The 22,828-nt window shown below is 62.6% G+C and carries 17 protein-coding genes; 8 read left to right on the plus strand and 9 right to left on the minus strand.

What is annotated here, in order from left to right; all coding sequences use genetic code 11:
* Positions 1 to 390: 390 nt before the first annotated feature.
* From proV to proX, 3 genes are read left to right on the plus strand one after another with little or no spacing between them, the layout of a single operon-like run.
* Entirely contained in the window at positions 391 to 1,587 is a 1,197-nt protein-coding gene (gene proV / locus ACB031_RS05095) for a glycine betaine/L-proline ABC transporter ATP-binding protein ProV (RefSeq protein ID WP_211052779.1), read from the plus strand.
* Positions 1,584 to 2,738 carry a glycine betaine/L-proline ABC transporter permease ProW gene (proW, locus tag ACB031_RS05100; protein WP_211052772.1) on the plus strand — a complete coding sequence of 385 codons (1,155 nt, stop codon included), beginning with the start codon at positions 1,584 to 1,586 and terminating at the stop codon, positions 2,736 to 2,738. Before proV ends, proW begins: the two co-directional genes overlap by 4 nt.
* Entirely contained in the window at positions 2,735 to 3,736 is a 1,002-nt protein-coding gene (proX, locus tag ACB031_RS05105; protein ID WP_211052770.1) for a glycine betaine/L-proline ABC transporter substrate-binding protein ProX, read from the plus strand. The genes proW and proX overlap by 4 nt, the downstream gene beginning before the upstream one ends.
* Before the next feature lie 93 nt (positions 3,737 to 3,829).
* On the opposite strand, the gene ACB031_RS05110 is transcribed toward proX, so the two are convergent.
* From ACB031_RS05110 to ACB031_RS05120, 3 genes are read right to left on the minus strand one after another with little or no spacing between them, the layout of a single operon-like run.
* Complete coding sequence (locus tag ACB031_RS05110; RefSeq protein ID WP_211052768.1) at positions 3,830 to 4,636, minus strand: phosphoadenylyl-sulfate reductase; 807 nt, start codon at positions 4,634 to 4,636, stop codon at positions 3,830 to 3,832.
* Positions 4,626 to 6,338: an assimilatory sulfite reductase (NADPH) hemoprotein subunit gene (cysI, locus tag ACB031_RS05115; RefSeq protein ID WP_211052766.1), complete on the minus strand. Its 1,713-nt coding sequence runs from the start codon at positions 6,336 to 6,338 to the stop codon at positions 4,626 to 4,628. Before cysI ends, ACB031_RS05110 begins: the two co-directional genes overlap by 11 nt.
* Positions 6,338 to 8,128 carry an assimilatory sulfite reductase (NADPH) flavoprotein subunit gene (locus ACB031_RS05120; RefSeq protein ID WP_211052901.1) on the minus strand — a complete coding sequence of 597 codons (1,791 nt, stop codon included), beginning with the start codon at positions 8,126 to 8,128 and terminating at the stop codon, positions 6,338 to 6,340. The genes cysI and ACB031_RS05120 overlap by 1 nt, the downstream gene beginning before the upstream one ends.
* A gap of 197 nt (positions 8,129 to 8,325) precedes the next feature.
* On the opposite strand from ACB031_RS05120, the gene ACB031_RS05125 reads away from it, so the two are divergent.
* Entirely contained in the window at positions 8,326 to 9,132 is an 807-nt protein-coding gene (locus tag ACB031_RS05125; RefSeq protein ID WP_211052752.1) for a PhzF family phenazine biosynthesis protein, read from the plus strand.
* A 132-nt stretch (positions 9,133 to 9,264) separates the two neighbouring features.
* Here ACB031_RS05125 and lysS read toward each other — a convergent pair whose 3' ends face one another.
* Together lysS and prfB are read right to left on the minus strand one after the other, a co-directional pair.
* A complete protein-coding gene (gene lysS, locus ACB031_RS05130; RefSeq protein WP_005297982.1) occupies positions 9,265 to 10,800 on the minus strand; it encodes a lysine--tRNA ligase in 1,536 nt (511 codons plus the stop codon).
* 24 nt (positions 10,801 to 10,824) lie between these two features.
* Positions 10,825 to 11,923, minus strand: a protein-coding gene (gene prfB / locus ACB031_RS05135) for a peptide chain release factor 2 (RefSeq protein ID WP_099358782.1) whose coding sequence is annotated in 2 segments (ribosomal slippage) — positions 10,825 to 11,847 and positions 11,849 to 11,923 — 1,098 coding nt in all. Because the reading frame shifts where the segments join, the coding sequence is not laid out codon by codon here.
* Positions 11,924 to 12,177: 254 nt separating this feature from the next.
* On the opposite strand from prfB, the gene ACB031_RS05140 reads away from it, so the two are divergent.
* The gene (locus ACB031_RS05140; protein ID WP_017780299.1) at positions 12,178 to 14,049 is read left to right on the plus strand and encodes a methyl-accepting chemotaxis protein; all 1,872 of its coding nucleotides are present in this window, start codon (positions 12,178 to 12,180) and stop codon (positions 14,047 to 14,049) included.
* A 185-nt stretch (positions 14,050 to 14,234) separates the two neighbouring features.
* On the opposite strand, the gene gltS is transcribed toward ACB031_RS05140, so the two are convergent.
* Positions 14,235 to 15,434 (minus strand): sodium/glutamate symporter, encoded by a 1,200-nt coding sequence (gltS, locus tag ACB031_RS05145; RefSeq protein ID WP_017780300.1) that lies wholly within the window; start codon positions 15,432 to 15,434, stop codon positions 14,235 to 14,237.
* A 513-nt stretch (positions 15,435 to 15,947) separates the two neighbouring features.
* Here gltS and ansA point away from each other — a divergent pair.
* Entirely contained in the window at positions 15,948 to 16,955 is a 1,008-nt protein-coding gene (ansA, locus tag ACB031_RS05150; RefSeq protein ID WP_005297986.1) for an asparaginase, read from the plus strand.
* 379 nt (positions 16,956 to 17,334) lie between these two features.
* Here ansA and ACB031_RS05155 read toward each other — a convergent pair whose 3' ends face one another.
* Together ACB031_RS05155 and ACB031_RS05160 are read right to left on the minus strand one after the other, a co-directional pair.
* Positions 17,335 to 17,628, minus strand: a complete 294-nt coding sequence (locus ACB031_RS05155) for a YeaC family protein (protein WP_371139155.1) — start codon at positions 17,626 to 17,628, stop codon at positions 17,335 to 17,337.
* Positions 17,629 to 17,687: 59 nt separating this feature from the next.
* Positions 17,688 to 19,118: a glyceraldehyde-3-phosphate dehydrogenase gene (locus ACB031_RS05160; RefSeq protein ID WP_371139156.1), complete on the minus strand. Its 1,431-nt coding sequence runs from the start codon at positions 19,116 to 19,118 to the stop codon at positions 17,688 to 17,690.
* 210 nt (positions 19,119 to 19,328) lie between these two features.
* Here ACB031_RS05160 and ACB031_RS05165 point away from each other — a divergent pair, with 210 nt between their 5' ends.
* A complete protein-coding gene (locus tag ACB031_RS05165) occupies positions 19,329 to 20,129 on the plus strand; it encodes a DUF2989 domain-containing protein (protein WP_017766725.1) in 801 nt (266 codons plus the stop codon).
* Between the two features lie 6 nt (positions 20,130 to 20,135).
* Positions 20,136 to 20,693 carry an NUDIX domain-containing protein gene (locus tag ACB031_RS05170; protein ID WP_042052132.1) on the plus strand — a complete coding sequence of 186 codons (558 nt, stop codon included), beginning with the start codon at positions 20,136 to 20,138 and terminating at the stop codon, positions 20,691 to 20,693.
* A gap of 60 nt (positions 20,694 to 20,753) precedes the next feature.
* On the opposite strand, the gene sppA is transcribed toward ACB031_RS05170, so the two are convergent.
* On the minus strand, positions 20,754 to 22,598 hold the full coding sequence (gene sppA, locus ACB031_RS05175; protein ID WP_258118736.1) for a signal peptide peptidase SppA: 1,845 nt from the start codon (positions 22,596 to 22,598) through the stop codon (positions 20,754 to 20,756).
* Positions 22,599 to 22,828: the final 230 nt, after the last annotated feature.

Consider the following 22,828-nt stretch of genomic DNA (forward strand, 5'->3'; position numbering starts at 1 on the left):
TTATTGCTTCACTTAACTGCCCTCTAGCATTCCCTTATTTATTGCCTGTCTATCAATAGAGCCGTAAGGAATTGCCTAGTCCTTCGGCCTGTGCGGGATCCTGTCTGGTTGCCCTCTCCAATCTGCCTGATTTTCACTTTTCTTGGTTTGTCAAAACGCAATAACGATTAGTTATCTAACAAATGCATTAGTCAATTGTCGATCTTTGCATATAAGCTTGTGTTTTTTGTTGCTCAAATTAACAAGCTAAATCAATTGCTTGTATGTATCTCATTCGGATGGGACTCTTTTGGTTATTTTGTTTTTGCTTTTAATTGCTTAGTGTTAAAAGTAATTGGCTCACGTTCGACGGTTTGCCAGGCAGCCCGTCGGCCAAGAAAAAAGGACAATATGACAGTCAAACTCGAGGTCAAATCACTCTACAAAATCTTCGGCGATCAGCCGGAAAAAGCGTTCAAATTGCTGGCCAAAGGCCATGACCGCGCCAGCATACTGCAAAAAACCGGGCAGACCCTGGGGGTCCAGGATGTCAATCTGGCCATCGACGAAGGGGAGATCTTCGTGGTGATGGGCCTCTCCGGCTCGGGCAAATCCACCCTGGTGCGTCTCTTCAACCGGCTGATCGAGCCGAGCCGCGGTCAGGTGCTGATCGATGGCGAGGATATTGCCGCCATCTCCGACAGCGAGCTGCGTCAGGTACGCCGCAAGAAGATCAGCATGGTATTCCAGTCCTTCGCCCTGATGCCGCACCTGAGCGTGCTGGAAAACACCGCCTTCGGGCTGGAGCTGGCCGGGGTGCCGCTGGCGGAACGTCAGCAGAGCGCCCGCCAGGCGCTGCAGCAGGTGGGGTTGGGGCAGTGGGTCGATGCCTTTCCCGATGCGCTCTCCGGCGGCATGAAGCAGCGGGTCGGGCTGGCCCGTGCCCTTGCCAATGACCCCGACATCCTGCTGATGGACGAGGCTTTTTCGGCGCTGGATCCACTGATCCGCACCGAGATGCAGGATGAACTGCTCAAGCTGCAGGCCAGCCAGCAGCGCACCATCGTCTTCATCTCTCACGATCTGGACGAGGCGATGCGCATCGGCGATCGCATCGCCATCATGCAGGACGGCCAGATGGTGCAGGTCGGCACCCCGGACGAGATCCTCAACCAGCCCGCCAACGACTATGTGCGCGCCTTCTTTCGCGGGGTGGATCTGGCCCATGTATTCAGCGCTCGCGACGTGGCCAGCCGCAAGCAGATGCCGCTCATCAAGAAGCACACCACCGACGGGCCGGGCAACGCCCTGCGCCAGCTCAAGGAGCAGGAGCGGGAGTTCGGTTACGTGGTGGATCGCCGGCGCCGCTTCCTCGGGGTCGTCTCGGTGGAGTCGCTCGGTCAGGCTGTCAGGGCCAAAGGCAGCCTGGAGCAGGCGCTGCTGGCGGACATCCAGCCCATTCTGGCGGACACCGCCCTCAACGAATTGATCAGCCAGGTGGCGGCCGCCCCCTGTCAGGTGCCCGTAGTCGAGGAGGATGGCACTTATCTCGGCCTCATCTCCAAGGCCAACCTGCTGAACACCCTGGACAGGAGTACCCCGGCATGAAGCGGATGAATCCCCATTTTTTACTGAGCGGGCTGCTGGCCCTGGTGCTGCTGGCGAGTCCCTCCCTGTGGGCCGATGAGGTGGCGGCCGACCCCTGGGGCGCCACGGCTTCCAGTGCCACCGAGGTGGCCGATCCCTGGAGCGATACCGCCACCGCCGCCACCGACTGGCAGAACCAGATCGAGACGGTGGACACCACGGCCGCAGTCGACTGGCTGGATCCCTTCCAGCAGGCGCTGGTGCCGCTGGATAGCTGGGTCGAGGGGGGCATCGGCTGGCTGGTGGAGAACCTGCGGCCGCTGTTCCAGCTGATCCACGCGCCGGTGGAGCTGACCCTGAACGGCATGACCCATCTGCTGCAGACGGTGCCCTCCACCCTGATGATCGGCCTGCTGACCCTGATCGCCTGGCAACTGGTGAACGGTCGCATGGCGCTGGGGACCCTGGTCTCGCTGGTGATGGTGGGGCTTATTGGCGCCTGGTCCGATGCCATGGTGACCCTGTCGCTGGTACTGACCTCGCTCTTTTTCTGCGTCTTGCTCGGGTTGCCGGCCGGCATCCTGCTGGCGCGGAGCGAGCGACTGTCACGCTGGACCCGGCCGTTGCTGGATGCCATGCAGACCACCCCGGCGTTCGTTTACCTCATCCCCATCGTGATGCTGTTCGGCATCGGCAACGTGCCCGGGGTGGTGGTGACCGTCATCTTTGCGCTGCCGCCCATGATCCGGCTCACCATGCTGGGCATTCGCCAGGTGCCTGCCGATCTGGTGGAGGCGGCCCACTCGTTCGGTGCCAGCCCCTCCCAACTGCTGTTCAAGGTGCAGTTGCCGCTTGCCATGCCCACCATCATGGCCGGGGTCAACCAGACCCTGATGCTGGCGCTCTCCATGGTGGTGATCGCCTCCATGATCGCGGTAGGGGGCCTCGGCCAGATGGTGCTGCGCGGCATCGGCCGACTCGACATGGGGCTCGCCTCCATCGGCGGCCTCGGCATCGTGCTGCTGGCCATCGTGCTCGACCGCCTCACCCAGGCGATGGGACAGCCGGATCGCAGCCGGACCGGACGCTGGTATCAGCGCGGCCCCGCCGCCCTGCTGCTGCGCCTGCTCGGTCGCGACAAGCCAATCGATTACAAAGGAGTAAATGCATGAGACTGATCACCAAAAGGCTGACCCTGGGCTCCCTGCTGCTGAGCGCCCAGCTGTTCGGTCCGCTCGCCATGGCCAGTACCGAGCTGCCGGGGGAGGGCGTGCGCGTTCAGCCCCTGCAGAGCTCCTTGCCGGAGGAGAGCTTTCAGACCCTGCTGGTCAGCAAGCTGATGGCGCGCCTCGGCTATGACGTCCAGCCGGCCCAGGAGGTGGACTACAACGTGGCCTACGCCTCGGTGGCGCAGGGGGATGGCACTTTTCTGGCCTTCAACTGGATACCGCTGCAGAACAACAAATATGAGCAGGCGGGGGGTGACAAGGTGTTCTTCCGTGAGGGGACCTATGTGGCCGGGGCCGCCCAGGGTTATCTCATCGACAAGCAGACCGCGACCCGCTATGGCATCACCAACCTGGGACAGCTCAAGGATCCCAAGCTGGCGGCGCTGTTTGACGGCGATGGCGACGGCAAGGCCGATCTCATCGGTTGCAACCCGGGCTGGGGCTGCGAAGAGGCGATCAACCGCCATCTGGCCGAGTTTGGGCTGACCCCCACCGTCACCCACAAGCAGGGCAACTATGCGGCGCTGATCGCCGATACCCAGGCCCGCTTCAAGAGCGGCAAGCCGGTGCTCTACTACACCTGGACCCCCTACTGGCTCAGCAGCGAGCTGGTGCCCGGCCGGGATGTGGTGTGGCTACAGGTGCCCGCCGATGGCCCTGATGCGGCCAAGACCCGGCTGCCGAACGGCAAGAACTACGGCTTCCCGGTCAACACCATGCACATCGTCGCCAACAAGGCGTTCGCCGAGACCAACCCGGCTGCCGCCAGGCTCTTCTCCATCGTCAAGCTGCCGCTCAATGACATCAACGTGCAGAACGGCCTGATGAACAAGGGGCAGAACAAGCCGGCGGATGTGGAGCGTCACGCCGATGCCTGGCTCAAGGGCCATGAGGCACTGGTGAACGACTGGCTGACCCAGGCGCGCGCCGCCGCTAGGTAATGAGGGGCGGTACGTAACCCTTTTACGCAAAGAAAAACGCCCGGCAGTTGCCGGGCGTTTTTTTATGGGAGCCGTGCGGGGATAACGTCTGGCTCAGATGCCGGAGCCGTCGCTCTCGCCACTCTCCTCGTGCAGACCGCACTCGCGCTTGAGGCCGAAGAAGCGGGTCTGCTCCTCGCTCATGCCGGGCTCCCACTTGGTGGTGGTGTGCACGTCGCCGACCGACAGGTAGCCCTGCTCCCACAGGGGGTGGTAGGGGAGGTCGAACTCCTTGAAGTAGTAGAAGACGTCCTTGTTGCTCCAGTCGATCACCGGCAGGAACTTGAAGCGGCCGCGCTGGATGGCCAGCACCGGCAGCTTGCCCCTGCTGCCCGACTGCTCCCGGCGCAGGCCCGAGAACCAGGTGCGGGCACCGAGCTCGTTCAGGGCGCGGTCCATCGGCTCCACCTTGTTGAGCTGGTTGTAGCGGGTGATCCCCTCCACCCCCTGCTCCCACAGGAGGCCGAAGCGGGCCTCCTGCCAGGCCGGGGTGAGCGCGGCCCGGTAGATCTTGAGGTTGAGGGCGAGCCGCTCGGTCAGCTCGTCGATGAAACGGTAGGTCTCGGGGAAGAGATAACCGGTATCGGTCAGCACCACCGGCACGTCTGCCCGCTCGCGGCTCACCAGGTGCAGCATCAGCGCCGCCTGGATGCCGAAACTCGACGACAGTACATGCTCCCCCGGCAGGTTGGCCAGGGCCCAGCGCACCCGCTCGGGGGCGCTCATGGCGTCCAGCTCCCGGTTGAGGGGAACCAGCGCCTCGACCTGCTCCTCCCGGCCCAGGGCTAGCAGGGCGTCGAGGTCGAGCCGGCCGTTGGCGGTGCGCGCCAGCCGGGCTGTATCACTCTGTTCAGGCTGCATAGAAGTCCCTCGCGGAGTCGATGACCGGAGCTATGATGCCGGCGCGAATGACGAAGTCGCCGAAGCACTCGCCTGGGTTGCGATCCTTGGCCCAGCGGCCGATCAGGGCGTCCAGCTCGGCCAGGATCTGCGGCTCCGTGATGTTCTCCAGGTGCAGGCGCGGGATGCGGGTCCCCTCCAGGTTGCCCCCCAGGTGCAGATTGTAGCGACCCGGTGCCTTGCCCACCAGACCCACCTCCGCCAGCATGGCGCGGCCGCAGCCGTTGGGGCAGCCGGTGACCCGGAAGATGATGGCGTCATCTGCCAGCCCATGTTTGGCCAGCAACCCTTCGATATCGGTGACAAAGGCGGGCAGCATACGCTCGGCCTCGGCCATCGCCAGCGGGCAGGTGGGCAGGGCCACGCAGGCCATGGACTGCTTGCGCTGCTCGCTCACGCCGTCATCCAGCAGGCCGTACTGGCGCGCCAGCGCCTCGATGCGGGCCTTCTCGCCGGCCGGGACGCCTGCGATGATGAGGTTCTGGTTGGCGGTGAGGCGAAAATCCCCCTGATGCACCTTGGCGATCTCCAGCATGCCGGTCTTGAGGGGCTTGCCCGGGAAGTCCAGCAGGCGGCCGTTCTCGATGAACAGGGTCAGGTGGTGCTTGCCGTCGATCCCCTCGACCCAACCGAAGCGATCGCCGCGGCTGGTGAACTCGTAGGGGCGAACCGGCCCGAACTGGATGCCGGCACGGTTCTCCACCTCGGCCTTGAAGGCCTCGACCCCCACCCGTTCAAGCGTGTACTTGGTCTTGGCGTTCTTGCGGTTGACCCGGTTGCCCCAGTCGCGCTGGGTACTGACCACGGCGGCCGCCACCTCCAGCACGTGGGAGAGGGGCACGAAGCCGAAGTCGCTCGCCTTGCGCGGATAAGTGGTGGTGTCACCGTGGGTCATGGCCAGACCCCCGCCCACCAGCACGTTGAAGCCCACGAGCTTTCCGTGTTCGGCAATGGCCACGAAGTTGAGATCGTTGGCGTGGATGTCCACGTCGTTGTGGGGCGGGATCACCACGGTCGTCTTGAATTTGCGCGGCAGGTAGTTGGAGCCCAGGATCGGCTCCTCGTCATCCCCCAGCTTCTCGCCGTCCAGCCAGATCTCCACGTAGGCGCGGGTCTTGGGCAGCAGGTGCTCGGAGATCTTCTTGGCCCACTCGTAGGCCTCCTGGTGCAGCTCGGACTCCACCGGGTTGCTGGTGCAGAGCACGTTGCGGTTCACGTCGCCGGCGGTGGCGATGGAATCGATGCCGGTGCTGTTGAGGGTCTGGTGCATCAGCTTGATGTCGCGCTTCAGTACCCCGTGGAACTGGAAGGTCTGGCGGGTAGTCAGGCGGATGCTGCCGTACAGGCTGTGTTCCTCGGCAAACTGGTCGATCACCAGCCACTGGGCCGGGGTGATGATGCCGCCGGGCAGGCGGGCACGCAGCATGACGTTGTGCAGTGGCTCCAGCTTCTGGGCCGCGCGCTCGGGGCGAATGTCGCGGTCATCCTGCTGATACATGCCGTGAAAGCGGATCAGCTGGAAGTTGTCGCCGTTGAAGCCGCCAGTGAGCGGGTCCTTGAGATCCTGCTCTATGGTGCCGCGCAGAAAGTTGCTCTCGCGTTTCAGACGTTCGTTGTCGGCCAGCGGTCCTTCCACCGGTCCTGGAATAACTTGTTTGCTCATCAATAGACATCCCTTTGATAACGTTTGGCACGACGCAATTCGCTCAGATACTCTTCTGCTTCCTCACGGCTCTTCTGGCCATGTTCGGCAATCACATCCAGCAGGGCTTCCTGCACATCCTTCGCCATGTGGTTGGCGTCGCCGCACACATAGAAGTGAGCGCCTGCTTCCAGCCACTGGTAGAGCTCGAGCCCCGCCTCGCGCAGGCGGTCCTGCACATAAATCTTGTTGGCCTGATCCCGGCTGAAGGCCAGGGAGATCTTCGACAGCAGGCCCGACTTCACATAGCGCTGCCACTCCACCTGATAGAGGAAGTCCTGGGTAAAGTGCGGATTGCCGAAGAAGAGCCAGTTCTTGCCGTCGGCCCCTTGCGCTTCCCGCTCCTGCAAGAAGGCCCGGAAGGGGGCGATGCCGGTGCCAGGGCCCACCATGATGACGGGGGTATCGGGGTTTTGCGGCAGGCGGAAGTTGTCGTTGTGCTCCACGAATACCCGCACCTCGGCATCCTCCGGCAGACGGTCCGCCAGGTAGGAGGAGGCGGCGCCGCTGCGCACTGTGCCATCTTCCTGCGGGTAGCGCACCACGCCGACAGTCAGGTGCACCTCTTCCTCCACCTCGCTCTGGCTGGAGGCGATGGAGTAGAGGCGTGGAGTGAGCGGGCGCAGCAGGCCGATCAGCTGTTCGGCTGTGAGCGCGGTCGGGAAGCGTTTGAGCACATCCACCACCTGGGCGCTGGCCACCAGGGTGTTGACCTGGGCCTTGTCGCCGGCCAGATCTTTGAGCGCCGCGTTGTCTGAGATCTCTGCCAAGCCGGTGATAAAGCCGCCGTGCAAGCGGGTCAGCTCCAACTCGCGGCTGAGCACCTCGCGCAGGCTGCCGCGGGCGGTGGCCTCGTCGCCGGAGAGATGAGCCAGCGCCAAGACCTCACCGACCAGGTCGGCATCGTTGTCAAACCAGATGCCCAGCGCATCCCCCGGCTGATAGCGGATGCCGGACTCTTCCAGGCTGATCTCGATGTGGCGAATATCCTTGGTCGAGTCGCGACCGGTGATCTTCTGGTTGACCGAGAGTCTGGCCGGGAAGGGGTTCTCCTTGCTGTACTGGCTGTGGCCGACCGCTTGTTGGACCGCGCTGGCCACGCTGCTGCCGGCAGGGCCGGCAGAGAGGGTGGCGGCGATGGCGTTGAGCGCCTGTTCGCCCCATGCCTTGGCGGCATCCTGATAATCCACGTCCAGGCTGGCGAGTTCATGCACCCGATCGGCGCCGGCCTTGGTCAGCAGGCTGTCAAAGTCCTTGCCGGTCTGGCAGAAAAATTCATAGGAACTGTCACCCAGCCCCAGCACGGCGAACTTGAGCCCTTCCAGCTTGCCAACCTTGCCCTTCTTGAGCTGCTCGTACAGATCGACCGCGCTCTCCGGTGGTTCACCCTCCCCGTAAGTGCTTACTACTACCAGCAGGTGGGTCTCTTTCTTGAGCTGCTTGGGTTTGTAGTCCGCCATGGAGGTGAGGGTCACCGGCAGGCCACGGGCTTCGGCCTGCGCCTTGATGGCGCTGGCCACGCCCTTGGCGTTGCCGGTCTGGGAGCCGTAGAGAATGGTCAGATTGCCGCTGGGGGCGGCGGCGGCTGCCCCGGTCACGGCAGGCTGGCTGCCTGCCTGGGAGAGACCGTAGAGATAACCGCTCACCCAGGCCAGTTGCTGGGTATTGAGGGTCGATAGCGCCTGGCTCAGCTGTCGCTGCTGCTCGTCAGAAAGGGGAGTCAGGTTGGTCAGGGAGTCCTTCAATTGCATCACACACGTCTTCCATGGTCCGATTTTTGGTCAGGTTAAGGGGTGTGATGGATAACAACAAAGAATAAAAATGTCTTTTTTATTCTATTACTGCATTAAAAAGGCGATGGAGAGGGTCGCAAGGCGACGCAGGTCGACAGGGTTCTCATGGTATAAAGGCGATGAATGAGCCCGTATTACCCACACAGGAAGCGTGAATGTCGATCATCAGCTTGTTTCATGTCAATGCTTTCAGCCGGCGCCCCTTTGGCGGCAACCCGGCGGTGGTGGCGCTGGGGCCGAGCCAGCCGGATGCCACCCTGCTGGCCATGGCGGCCGAGTTCAACCAGTCGGAGACCGCCTTTCTGGTGCCTTTGGGCCGGGCCCGCTACCAGCTGCGCTGGTTTACCCCCGAGCTGGAAGTGGATCTCTGCGGTCACGGCACCCTGGCGGCGGCCCACGTGTTGTGGCAGACGGGGGCGGTGGCAGAGGATGAGGTCATTCGTTTCGAGACCCGCAGCGGCGAGCTGGTGGCCAGGCGCGAAGGGGAGTGGATCTGGCTCGATTTCCCGCGCATTGCCCCGGCGCCGCTCGTTCTGGATCCGGCCTATGCGGCGGCGGTCGGTTGCCAGCCGCTGCAAACCCTGGCGGCTGGTGCCAAGTTCTTGCTGGAGCTCGCCAGCGAGGAGGAGGTCCGCGCGCTCAGCCCAGATTTTCCGGCCCTGCGCGCGCTGCCCGGCCGCGGCCTGATGGTGACGGCGTCCTCGCTCGACCCTGACCATGACTTCGTCTCCCGTTACTTCGCCCCCTGGGTCGGGGTAGACGAGGATCCGGTGACCGGCTCCAACCACTGCGCCCTGGTGCCCTTCTGGGCCGAGCGGCTAGGCAAACAGCAATTGCGGGCCCGCCAGATCTCGGCCCGGGGCGGGGAGCTGCGCCTTGAATTGCAGGGAGATAGGGTGCTGATGGCGGGTCAGGCCGTCACCCTGTGGCAGGGGGAGTGGCTGCTGCCACCAGCCTCATAAGCGCGAGACTGACGGCGGCTTGAGCGTTCGCCACACCGGTTTGTGCCTACCATAAAAAACGCCCCGCAGTTGCGGGGCGTTTTGATTGTCATGGACGGCAGCTGTGCTGCTGCGGCCCTGTTTCTTCGGCGCTTACTTTTGTGGACGCAGAGCAGGGAACAGGATGACGTCGCGGATGGTGTGGCTGTTGGTGAACAGCATCACCAGACGGTCGATACCGATACCCTGACCGGCAGTCGGCGGTAGACCGTGTTCCAGCGCGGTGACGAAGTCGGCGTCGTAGAACATGGCTTCGTCGTCACCTGCGGCTTTTTGGTCAACCTGGGCCTGGAAGCGCTCGGCCTGATCTTCCGCATCGTTCAGCTCGGAGAAGCCGTTGGCCAGCTCGCGGCCGCCGATGAAGAATTCGAAGCGGTCGGTGACGTCCGGGTTCTGGTCGTTGCGACGGGCCAGCGGGGAGACGGCGGCCGGGTACTCGGTGATGAAGGTCGGTTGCAGCAGCATGTGCTCCACGGTCTCTTCGAAGATCGCGGTGATCACGTGGCCCAGTTCCCAGCTCTTCATCAGCTCGATGTGCAGGCGCTTGGCGACGGCGGTGGCCTTCTCCAGGGTCGCCAGATCGTCGCGGGTCACATCCGGGTTGTACTTCAGGATGGAGTCAACCATGGAGAGGCGCTGGAACGGCTGACCGAAATCGATGGTCAGGCCCTCTTCGCCCTCTTTGGCGTAACGGATCTTGGTGTCGCCCAGGATGTCCTGCGCCAGGGTGCGCAGCATCTCTTCGGTGAGATCCATCAGATCGATGTAGTCGGCGTAGGCCATATAGAACTCGAGCATGGTGAACTCGGGGTTATGGCGAACGGAGATACCTTCGTTACGGAAGTTGCGGTTGATCTCGTAGACACGCTCGAAACCACCGACCACCAGACGCTTCAGATAGAGTTCCGGAGCGATACGCAGGTACATGTCGATGTCCAGTGCGTTGTGGTGGGTGATGAACGGACGGGCAGAAGCGCCACCCGGGATGACCTGCATCATGGGGGTTTCCACTTCCATGAAGCGCTTGTCATTCAGGAACTTGCGGATACCGGCCACGACCTTGGTACGGGTCACGAAGGTCTTGCGGGACTCTTCGTTGGCGATCAGATCCAGGTAACGCTGACGGCAGCGGGCTTCCTGATCGGTCAGACCTTTGTGCTTCTCGGGCAGCGGGCGCAGGGCCTTGGTCAGCAGGCGAATGTCGGAGACGTGAACGGAGAGTTCGCCTGTGTTGGTGCGGAACAGGGTACCTTCGACACCCACGATATCGCCCAGATCCCACTTCTTGAACTGCTCGTTGTAGAAGCCTTCCGGCAGGTCGTCACGGGTGACGTAGACCTGGATCTTGCCTGCCATGTCCTGCAGGGTGGCGAAAGACGCCTTGCCCATGATCCGGCGGGTCATGATGCGACCGGCAATCTTCACCCGTTTACCCAGTGCGGCCAGCTCGTCGGCGCTCTTGTCGCCAAACTCGGCGTGCAGATCGCCGGAGAGGTGGTCACGACGGAAGTCGTTGGGGAAGGGGTTGCCCTGGGCGCGCAAGGCGGCCAGCTTGGAACGACGCTCCTGCATCTCGTTGTTCAGTTCGAGAGTTTGGTCGACTTCCGGAGTGGTGGTTTGTTCAGACATGGTGATTCCTGCTGTTCTGTTTTTTTACAGGCCTGACTTCAGGCTAGCTTCGATAAACTTGTCCAGATCGCCGTCGAGTACCGCCTGGGTATTGCGGGTTTCGACGCCGGTACGTAGATCCTTGATGCGCGCATCATCCAGCACATAGGAACGGATCTGGCTGCCCCAGCCGATGTCGGACTTGGTCTCTTCGAGGGCTTGCTTCTCGGCATTCTGCTTCTGAATTTCCAGCTCGTAGAGCTTGGCCTTCAGCTGCTTCATACACTGATCTTTGTTTTTGTGCTGGGAACGATCGTTCTGGCACTGTACCACGACCCCAGTGGGAATGTGGGTAATACGTACCGCGGATTCGGTCCGGTTGACGTGCTGACCACCGGCGCCGGAGGCACGGTAGACGTCGATGCGCAGGTCGGCCGGGTTGATCTCGATGTCGATGTCATCGTCGATCTCGGGGTAGACGAACACGGAGCAGAACGAGGTGTGGCGACGACCGCCGGAATCGAACGGCGATTTGCGCACCAGACGGTGTACGCCGGTCTCGGTGCGCAGCCAGCCGAAGGCGTACTCACCGGTGAATTTGATGGTGGCGGACTTGATGCCGGCCACGTCGCCTTCGGAGCATTCGATGAGCTCGGGCTTGTAGCCGTGGGCATCGCCCCAGCGCAGGTACATGCGCAGCACCATGTTGGCCCAGTCCTGGGCCTCGGTACCGCCGGAGCCGGACTGGATGTCGATGTAGCAGTCGGAGGGATCGTGCTGACCGGAGAACATGCGGCGGAACTCGAGATCCACCAGCTTGGACTCCAGCACGTCGGCTTCGGCCACGGCTTCGTTGAAGGTATCTTCGTCTTCACCTTCCACGGCCAGCTCGACCAGCATGGCCACGTCGTCAGCACCCTGGGTCAGGGTGTCGATGGTACCGACCACGTTTTCCAGCGCGACGCGCTCCTTGCCCAGCGCCTGTGCGCGCTCGGGTTCATTCCAGACGTCCGGCTGTTCCAGCTCGGCGTTGACCTCTTCTAGACGCTCTTTCTTGGCGTCATAGTCAAAGGTACCCCCTAAGCAGCTCGGTCCTCTCAGACAGCTCCTTAAGCTTGTTTAATACAGGATTGACTTCAAACATCGTGAAAACTCTCGGGGTCGATGTGATTTAAAAACGGGATATTCTAGCCAATTGTGGAAGGAATAAACAGGGTCGGCTGTCCTTGTGCGTGCCCGGTAGTCAATTTCTGGTGCAGTTTTCCCCAACTCGGTGGAAAATATCGCCCACCGCCCCATTTTCCGGTTCAGTTTTGTGCCGACGGGTCGTTAATAACTACGCAGTGCTGTGCACTTTTTGGGAAATCCTGTTCCTGACCTCCATAAGAAGAACGCATGATGAAAAATCTATCACTCAAGCAGAAGATACTGTTGTCAGTGGTCATCGCCCTCTCGCTGGTGATCCTGCTGCTCTCTTGGCAGAGCTACACCAGCCAGAAGTCCCTGTTGCTGCAAGGCAGTCAGGAACAGGTGCAACGCCTCGGCAACCAGCAGGCCGCCAGCGTCAGTGACTGGCTCGCGGCCCGTCGCGACGTCATTCAGGCGCTCGGCAACAAGGCCGGTGCCGAACCCCTCAACGCCCTGCAACAGGCGCAAGTCTCCGGCCGCTTCCAGCTCACCTACTTTGGCGAGAGCAGCGGCAAGATGAACGACTCCGATCCCTCCATCAATCGTGACGGTTACGATCCCCGCTCCCGCGGCTGGTATCAGGAGGCGATGGGCAAGGGTGGCATGATCGTCACCAAGCCTTACCTTGACGTGGCCTACAACATCATGGTGGTGACCCTGGCCCAGCCGGCGCAGGGCGGCGTGGTCGGCGGCGACCTCTCCATCGCCTCCTTGGTGGAAGACGTCACCAAGATGAAGCTGCCGGCCGACGGTTTCGCCATCATGATGCACAAGGACGGCACCGTCATCGCCTACAAGGACGCGGCCAAGGCGATGAAACCGGCCACCGAGATCGACAACGATCTGACCAATGCCCTGATCGAGCAGAGCAAGACCAGCAACAGCCTGGTGCCGGCCTACTTCGACGGCGAAGGGCGCGACAAGCTGCTGTGGGCGGTGGATATCCCCGACACCGACTGGGAGCTGGTGCTGGTGCTGGACAAGGAGACCCTGGAGGCGCCGCTCTCTTCCCTGCTGATGACCCAGCTTGGCCTGGCCCTGCTGGTGCTGGTGGGCAGCATCCTCGCCATCTCCTGGCTGGTCAGCCTGCTGTTGGGGCCCCTTGGCAAGGTCTCCCAGGCCCTGGCCCGCATCGCCGACGGTAACGGCGATCTGACCCAGCGCATCAAGATCGACACCAACGACGAGGTGGGTCAGCTGGCCAACAGCTTCAACCGCTTCGTCGGCAGCCAGCACCAGCTGATCGGCAACATCCGTCAGCTGGCCAACGAGCTGAACGCCGATGCCGAGCGCAGTCTGGTGACCAACCAGGCCGCCGTGGACGAGTTGCAGCGCCAGCAGCAGGAGGTGACCATGGTCGCCACCGCGGTTACCGAGATGGCGAGCGCCACCATGGAGATCGCCGGCAACGCCGAGAACACCGCCGCCGCGGCCCAGCAGTCTGCCCAGAGCAGTGAGCAGGGCAAGATGCTGGTGAACCAGACTCGTCAGTCCATCAACGGTCTGGCCGAGGAAGTGGGGCAGGCGACCGAGGTGATTGGCGAGCTGAGCCGCCACGCCCAGGCCATCTCCGGCATCCTCTCCACCATTCAGGGTATCGCCGAGCAGACCAACCTGCTGGCGCTGAACGCGGCCATCGAAGCGGCCCGCGCCGGTGAACAGGGCCGCGGTTTCGCGGTAGTGGCGGACGAGGTGCGGGTGCTGTCGCGCCGTACCCAGGACTCCACCCAGGAGATCCAGTCCACCATCGAGACCCTGCAGCAGACCACGGCCCGTGCGGTGAGCCTGATGCAGACCAGCCAGGGGTTGGCGGACAACAGCGTGAAAGACGCCGATGCCGCCGCCGCTGCGCTCGAAGAGATCACCCAGGCAGTCAGCCTCATCTCCGACATGGCGGGCCAGATCGCCACGGCCGCCGAGGAGCAGACCCAGGTGACCGGCGAGATCACCCAGAACACCACCGCCATCAAGGATGTGAGTGACGAGATCACCGCCGCCGCCATGCGCGATCTGGATCAGGCCGAGAGCCTCAAGGGGCGGGCCACCGACCTGAACAAGCAGGTCTCGACCTTTATCCTGTAAGTGCTTGAACGCGGCAAGCACGGCCGCCATGACCAAGCCCCGCACTCTACCGAGTGCGGGGCTTTTTGTTTATGGGTCTCGCCACGGCTATCCATGAAGGAAGTGGTGCAGAGAAGCTGGCCAGCAGAAATGGCAGAGCCCACCAGGGGGTGGGCTCTGTTCATATACGTCTGACGGGAAAGGAATTACAGGAAGGGCAGTGCCAGGAACAGCTTGATCACCATGGCGTTGATGATGTCGATGAAGAAGGCGCCCACCATGGGCACTACCAGAAACGCCAGGTGGGAGGGACCGAAGCGCTGGGTGATGGCCTGCATGTTGGCGATGGCGGTGGGGGTGGCCCCCAGACCAAAGCCGCAGTGGCCCGCTGCCAGCACGGCCGCATCATAGTTGCGGCCCATTACCCGGAAGGTGACGAAGATGGCGTAGAGCGCCATGGCCACGGTCTGGGCCGCCAGCAGGATGAAGATGGGCAGCGCCAGGTTGGCCAGATCCCACAGTCGCAGGCTCATGAGCGCCATCGCCAGGAACAGCGACAGACTGACGTTGCCGAGCAGGGAGACTTCGCGGTCGCTCACCTCGTGCCAGTTGAGCAGGGTCAGCACGTTGCGCAGCAGCACGCCGACGAACAGCACGCAGACGAACACCGGCAGCTCGAAGGCGCCGCCCTTGAGATAGGCGGAGAGCATCTCGCCCCCCTTCAGGCTGATGGCGATCAGCGCCAGGGTCTCGATCAGGCTGAAGGTGGTGAGCGGGCGCTCCATGTCCGGCATCTCGAAGCCTTGCGGCGCGTCGTCCCGGTTGTGCTCCTCGCCGGGCACCTGCACCTTCTTCACCAGATAGCGGGCCACCGGACCACCGATCAGGCCCCCCAGCACCAGGCCGAAGGTGGCACAGGCGATGGCGAGCTCTGCGGCGGATTGCACCCCGTACTTCTCGGTGAAGGTGGCACCCCAGGCCGCCCCGGTACCGTGGCCGCCGGAGAGGGTGATGGAGCCGGCCAGCAGTCCCATGTGGGGATCCAGACCGAGCAGGGTGGCCAGACCCACCCCCAGGCTGTTCTGCACCAGCAGCAGGCCGGTGACCACCAGCAGGAAGGTGAGCACCGCCTTGCCGCCGCGCTTGAGGCTGGCGAGATCGGCGGAGAGACCGATGGAGGCGAAGAACGCCAGCATCAGCGGGGTTTGCAGGCTGGTATCGAACTGCAGCTCCATCTGCAGGGTGGCGCGCAGCAGCAGCAGCACCAGGGCGACCACCAGGCCGCCGGCAACCGGTTTGGGGATGTTGAAGGTGCGCAGCAGCCCGACTCGGGTCACCAGCAGACGACCGAGCAGCAACACAAGGGTGGCTGCGACCAGGGTGGCGTAGGAATCAAGTTGTAGCATTCAGTACTCCCATGTTGATTGGCTGTGTCTTTCGTTGATGCAGACTCACAGATTCAGCCGGGATAAAAACAGTGTGGCTCAGGTGCCAACAAAGAAGGGGCGACATGCCCCCGCCCCACGTAAGAATGGGACCGGTGCGGGCCTGAATTGATCAGGCATCCAGATGAGATTCATGAAAAATCGAGCGGATAGTAGCAAAAAACACCACTTATATCCACATTTGTCAGATAAATGGTCGCTCATTGTGTTTGTTGTGAAATTTAACACTATCGGGTTAGTCGCGGTGCAAGCCGGGGTGAGGGCTATTTCCTGGCTGTCATTTGGGGCACCAGTCCCTATAATTCGGCGATTTTTGGCCCGCGGACGGCACTGGTGGGATGTGAGCCGGCGGCCTGGCGCGCTATCATGTGCGGGCTTTCGGCCCATGGCGAATGCGGCAGGCAGTCGATGCCACCGTTTCGTCCCGTTTGAGCCACGATTCGCGGCTGTTGTGCCCATCAAAGAGGAGAGGGTGTGAAGAAGTCCATCTATATCGCCTACACAGGCGGCACCATAGGGATGCAGCGTTCCGACCACGGCTATGTGCCGATGGCGGGCTTCATGGAAGACTGTTTGGCGCGGATGCCCGAGTTCCATCGTCCCGAGATGCCGGATTACCATATTCACGAATATGCGCCCCTCATCGACTCTTCCGACATGACGCCGGCGGACTGGCAGCGCATCGCCGAGGACATTCGTGACAACTACGAGAAATACGACGGTTTCGTCATCCTGCACGGCACCGACACCATGTCGTTCACCGCCTCGGCGCTCTCCTTCATGCTCGAAGATCTGCACAAGCCGGTGATCATCACCGGCTCCCAGATCCCGCTCGCCGAGCTGCGCTCCGACGGTCAGCAGAACCTGCTCAACGCCCTCTACATCGCGGCCAACTACCCGATCCACGAGGTGACGCTGTTCTTCAACAACCAGCTCTATCGCGGCAACCGCAGCAAGAAGGTGCACGCCGACGGCTTCCACGCCTTCGATTCGCCGAACTACCCGCCGCTGCTCAACGCCGGCATCGCCATTTCGCTGGAGGCAGGCGAGCTGGGCGTGCCGTCCGAGCGGCCGCTGGTGCTGCACGACATCACCCCCCAGCCCATCGGTGTGGTGACCCTCTATCCCGGCATCTCGGCCGAGGTGATCGCGAACATCCTGCAACAGCCGGTACGGGCGCTGATCCTGCTCTCGTTCGGGGTGGGCAATGCGCCGCAGAATCCGGCCATGCTGGCGCTGCTCTCCGAGGCATCGGCCCGTGGCGTCATCATCGTCAACCTGAGCCAGTGTCTGCACGGCAAGGTCAATATGGGGGGCTATGCCACCGGCAACGCCCTGTCGCGCGCCGGGGTCATCTCGGGCTTTGACATGACCGCCGAGGCGGCGCTGACCAAGCTGCACTTCCTGCTGAGCCAGGATCTGCCGGCGCCGCGCATCCGCGAGCTTATGCAGCAGTCCCTGCGGGGTGAGCTGACCCCCTGAGAAACTGTCCACGACCTTACTGCGAAGCCGTGATCAAGGCTCATGTGCTGCTCGGAATCCTCATGTATGCGTATACACTCCGGTTCCTGTGCTGCTCTTCACCTTGCTGACGTCTTCTCGCGACAGGTCGTGAACAGCTTCTGACCTCCCTACCATGGGGGGAGAGGGGATAGATCGAGGTGACGAGGTTTGCCATGAAGATCGCCGGCAGGTGGCCCGCTTACTGTTAGCAGGTGCGTGCTAGCTCCCTTCTCCCCTGGTGGGAGAAGGGCCGGGGATGAGGGGGATGAGTCATCCTGCATAGAGAGGAAAAAAGAGGGGAGCCATTATGGCTCCCCTCTTTCGTTTCGTTACCGCGATAGGTGACGTGCGGCCTGCCTCAGTGGCTGAGGTCGACCCGCACTATCTCTTCCTCGTCGCGATACTGGCGCTTGAGCTCGCTCTTGCTCTTCATCACGATCTCGCCGTCACGGCCGATGTTCATGTGCTCGGGGTTGTCGAGGTGCATCGCCTGCCAAGCCATCACAGCCTGCAGCGATGTGGCCTTCTGCTCGTCGGTGAGCGGCTTGCCATCAGGCCACTTGCCGAGCTCGACCGCCGTCTTGAGGCGTTCGTACACCTCTTTGGGCATCTGCCTGATTGCTTGCAAAAACTCACCTTGTTGAACTGACATCCGGCCTTCTCCTTGAAATTGAGCCATGAACCCGGGCTTAAGCGGCAGATCCTGGCGGGCTATGCAGGCAGATCCTGGCGAACCGCGCCAGCCATCTGCTCCATCACCCGCACTACCTGACAACTGTACCCGAACTCGTTGTCATACCATACGTAGAGCACGCAGTGATCCCCCTCGGCGATGGTGGCCTGGGAGTCGACGATGCCTGCAAAGCGGGAACCCACCATGTCGGAGGAGACCAGCTCGGTGCTGGCGCTGAAGTCGATCTGGCGATGCAGGGCCGAGCTCAGCGCCATCTGCTGCAGATAGGCGTTGAGGCTCTCCCGATCGGTGGTCTGCTCCAGCGACAGGTTGATGATGGCCAGCGACACGTTGGGGGTAGGCACCCGGATGGCGTTGCCGGTCAGCTTGCCCTTGAGCTCGGGCAGCGCCTTGGCCACCGCCTTGGCGGCGCCGGTGCTGGTCATCACCATGTTGAGGGCCGCGCTGCGACCGCGTCGCTCGCCCTTGTGATAGTTGTCGATGAGGTTCTGGTCATTGGTGTAGGAGTGGACCGTCTCCACGTGACCGTGGCGGATGCCGTATTTGTCCTGCATCACCTTGAGCACAGGGGTGATGGCGTTGGTGGTGCAGGAGGCGGCGGAGATGATGCGATCGTCAGACGTGATCACCTGGTGGTTGACCCCGAACACCACGTTCTTCATCTCCCCCTTGCCGGGAGCTGTCAGCAGCACCCGGGCGGTGCCGCGCGCCTTGAGGTGCTCGGACAGACCCGCCTCGTCACGCCAGACGCCGGTGTTGTCGACGATCAGCGCATCGTGAATGCCGTAGGCGGTGTAGTCGATGTCGGCCGGGCTGTTGGCGTAAATCACCTGGATGAAGGTGCCATTGGCGATGATGGCGCTGCGTTCCACATCCACTTCGATGGAGCCGTTGAAGGGGCCGTGTACCGAGTCACGGCGCAGCAGGCTGGCACGCTTCTCCAGATCCCCGTCGCGACCGCCACGCACCACGATGGCACGCAGCCGCAGGGAGTTGGCTGCGCCGGTGCGCTCGATCAGCAACCGGGCCAGCAGACGGCCGATGCGGCCGAAGCCGTACAGCACCACGTCGGTCGGAGCCGGTACGCCGCGACCCAGGGCCGGTGCCAGCTTGGCACGCAGGTAGTCGTCGATGCCGGCTTCATCCTGGTGAGCCTGCCAGTAACCCACGGCCAGCTTGCCCAGATCGATCTCGGCGGCGGTCGGGTTCAGGGCCAGGATGGCTTGCAGCAGGGGAAAGCTCTGTTGGATCGGGAGGGGGGCTCCCTGGTGGCGGCGAACGACCCGGTGGGCCTTGAGGATATCGATGGTAGAGGCGTTTTGCAGCGGGCGGCCGAAGATGGTGATCTCGATCCCTTGCTGACGGTAGAGGCGACCGATCAGGGGTTGCATGGCTTCGGCGAGCTCCTGGCTCTCCTGCCACGCCTGCAGATAGTGCTCGTGGGTCATTAACCAGATCCTTTATTTCACGTTGTTGGGGCAAATAGAAATTCGTCGAATGCAGATCAGTGTAGGGGTGTATATTTCGTTATATTATTCTGCAGTCGCGGCCTTATACGGCGCGCGCATTGTAATGGATATGTAACCGGTTTGCTAGCCGTAGGTGGCCGCTCGAGGCTCCCGTTGTTATCAACCTGCGTTTTCAACAAGATGTGAGCCATGGCCAATTTGCCCCTGCGACAGACCTTCATCATGCTTTCCGTCGGCCTTGCCGTTGCGGGCTGCAATGACGACCGGATCCACAATATTTGCAGCAACCATCCCGAGCTCTGTCAGGATCTGGTAGACGATGGCTGGTGCCGCTACGAGCGTACCGACATCATTCGCAGCCGCTTCTATCTCAAGGAGGAGGGGACGGATCGGCGCAAGTATGAGCTGATGCGCAACCTGGAGCGCTACCTCAAGTGCGCCGAACGCTCCACCAACATCGAGTACAAGAATGCCCGCGAGCAGAAGAGCCCGCGGGTGGAGGGGATGCTGGCGGCCGGCGACCAGCTGGCCCAGCTCGATGCCGCCACCCGCAACGCCAAGGATCCCTATCTGCTGCTCTGGCACTGGACCAACAACACCAACGAGCTGGCCCGCCAGCAGTTTCTGGCGCTGGAGGGGCAGCCCGCGCTGGAGGAGCCCGAACTGCAGCTGGCGCTCGGGGGCATCTATGCCAAGCGCGAGCCGCAAAAGGCCATCGCGCTGATGCAGCACGCCCTCTCTCTCTACCGGGAAGGAGATCAGGTGAACGGCCGCATCCTCACCTCCCTCAGCACCCTCTACATGGGCCAGAAGGAGTACGGGCAGGCCTATCTGTGGGGCAAGGTGAGCGAGTCGTTCCAGAACGCCGCCGAGGTGTCGGCCAGCCGTTTCAGCCTCTACCACTCCCTGAGCAAACAACAGCAGGAGGGGCTGGACAGCCAGGCCGCCATCCTGGTCGAACAGCTGAAAAGCGGAACCTATCGTCCCTGAGTCCTGATGAACCACATTGAACCTCTGGCCAGCGACTGGCCGCACCCCTTCGATATCCGGCTCACCCACGGCCGGGTCAATACGGATGGCCGCCAGCTGGAGCGGGTCACCGTCCGGGCCATCGTGCTGCGTGGCGACCAGCTGCTGCTGGTGCACTCCAGTGTCAACGGCGATCTCATGTTTCCCGGTGGCGGTATCGAGCACGGGGAGTGCCACAACACGGCCCTGGCCCGCGAGCTGCGCGAAGAGTGCGGCGCCGAGCTGGTGGCGGTCGGCGCCCTGCTCGGGCAGACGCGGGAGTACCGTCCGGCCCGCGAGACCGACTACGACGCCTACTGCATCCGCTCCTTCTACTACCTCTGTCAGGTGGGGGAGAACTGGAGCGAGCCTCGGCCCCAGCCCTACGAGATCAGGCTCGGTTTCACCCCTGGCTGGTTCGAGCTGGCCGAGGCGCTGCAGACCAACAAGACCCAGCTGGCGGGCTCCTGCCCCCAGTGGACGGCGCGGGAGACGCGGGTGCTGGCCGAATTGCAGCACTGGCACGGTGCCGGCCTGCTGGGCTGAGCACTTTCACTGCACCAAAAAAAAACCGCCGATTGGCGGTTTTTTTGCGTTGGTTGCCGATCAGGGTGTGCAGACCGGGCAGAGGGCGTAGGTGCCCTGCGGATCGTTGAAGCGGGTCAGCGGGTCCAGGCTGCGGTTCACCTCCACCAGCGCCTTGCCAAGGCTGGCCGGCAGCCAGCTCTGCAGGTGCGAAGCCAGCACCTGGGCGCTGCTGTCGAACAGCTGGCGCAGGAACTTGTCCTTGGCCGACTCTTCCTGCTCGATGGGGGCGACCTGCCACTCCTTGAGGTTGGCCAGCTCGGCTGCCGCCTTGATGGCCGCCTCCTGATCGCCAAACTCGTCCACCAGGCCCAGCGCCTTGGCATCCTGGCCGGTCCAGACCCGGCCCTCTGCCGCTTTCTCGGTCTCTTCCGGGCTCAGGCCGCGGCCCTTGCTGACCAGACCGACAAAGCGCTGGTAGGTATCTTCCACGCTCAGCTGGATCGCCTGGCCGACGTGTTCCGGCAGGGCACGGGTCAGGCCGACGCCGACATAGTCGGTGGTGCCAACACCGTCGGTGTGCACCCCGTACTGGGAGAGCGCCTTGTCGATGGTGGCGAACATGCCGAACACTCCGATGGAGCCGGTGAGGGTGGTGGGGGAGGCGAAGATCTTGTCCGCATCGGCGGAGATCCAGTAACCGCCGGAGGCGGCGTAGCTGCCCATGGAGATCACCACCGGCTTGCCTGCCTGCTTGAGGGCCAGCAGCTCGGCGCGGATCTGCTCGGCGGCAAAGGCGCTGCCGCCGGGGCTGTCGACCCGCAGCACCACAGCCTTCACCTTGTCGTCGCGGCGGGCATCGGCCAGCAGATCGGAGAGGCTGTCACCGCCTATGGTGCCGGCAGGCTGGACACCATCCATGATGGCGCCGCTGGCGACGATGAGACCTACTTCATCCTTGCCGCTCTGGGGATACTGGCTCGGAATGGCGGCCAGGTACTCCTTGAGGCCAACCCCCTTCCAGCCGTGGTCATCGCTCTCGCCCACTTCCTTGATCACCGCCTGGGTCATCTCGTCGCGGGTCGCCAGCTGGTCCACCAGACCGTTGTCGAGGGCGTAGTTGGCGGCGTTGCCGCCGGCCTTGCGCAGCAGCTCGAGGAAGCGATCCTTGCCCGGTGCCACGGCGTCCGGTTCGATTTCACGCTGCTCGGCCACGTCGGTCACATAGGATTGCCACAGCTGATCCAGCCAGCGCTGGTTTGCCTCCTTGCTCTCGGGGGACATCTCGTCGCGGGTATAGGGTTCGACGAAAGACTTGTAGGTACCGACCTTGAACACGTGCGGGGTGATGTTGAGCTTCTCCAGCGCCGACTTGTAGTAGGTCTGGTAGACGCCGAGCCCCTCGATCACCACGGCGCCGCTCTGGTTGAGCAGCACGTGATCGGCGTGGGCGGCCAGCAGGTACTGGCCCTGAGTGTAGAAGTCGGCCATGGCGATGACCGGCTTGCCGCTCTCCTTGAATGCATCGATGGCGTTCGCCACCTCCTGCAGTTTGGAGAAGCTGGTGCCCTGCAGCCCCTGGGGCTTGATCACCAGCGCCTTGATGCGATCGTCATCCTTGGCGTTCTTGATGGCCCACAGCAGATCGGAGAGGACGATCTCGCTGGGCAGCTCGTCGCTGTTGTCCACCTGGCGCAGCAACTGCACCGTGGGATCGGTTTGCGAGCGCTGTTCCACCAGCACGCCGGAGAGATTGAGGGTGAGGGCCCCTTCGATGGGGGCGCTGGGGGCCTCTTTCTGGCTGACGCTGAAAACGATGATCAAAACCACGACGAGAAACAGCAGATTGACCAGCATCAGCCGGGTGAAATTGAGCAGGCGCCACAGGCTGCGAAACAGCCAACCCAGACCTTTGAAAATAGACATAGTCGCGTTATCGCCCTGTTAATGGGGAGGGAAGCGCCATTATTAACCAGTTGGCCGGTGAAATGCCATTTCCGCTTGGAGAGGATTGGAGCCGGTGAGTTCGGAACACGTCTGTTCGCCGAAAAATTGTCCAAACATTTGTTTGAAAAAGCATTTTTGATTCTTTACTCTAGCCTCGGTTTGATAACAAAAAATTAACTGGAGGCCCTGTGAGCCGCCCACCCATGCTG

Origin of the sequence: Aeromonas sp. S8(2024), from assembly GCF_041403085.1 — a bacterium.
In the GTDB taxonomy this organism is placed as follows: domain Bacteria; phylum Pseudomonadota; class Gammaproteobacteria; order Enterobacterales; family Aeromonadaceae; genus Aeromonas; species Aeromonas dhakensis.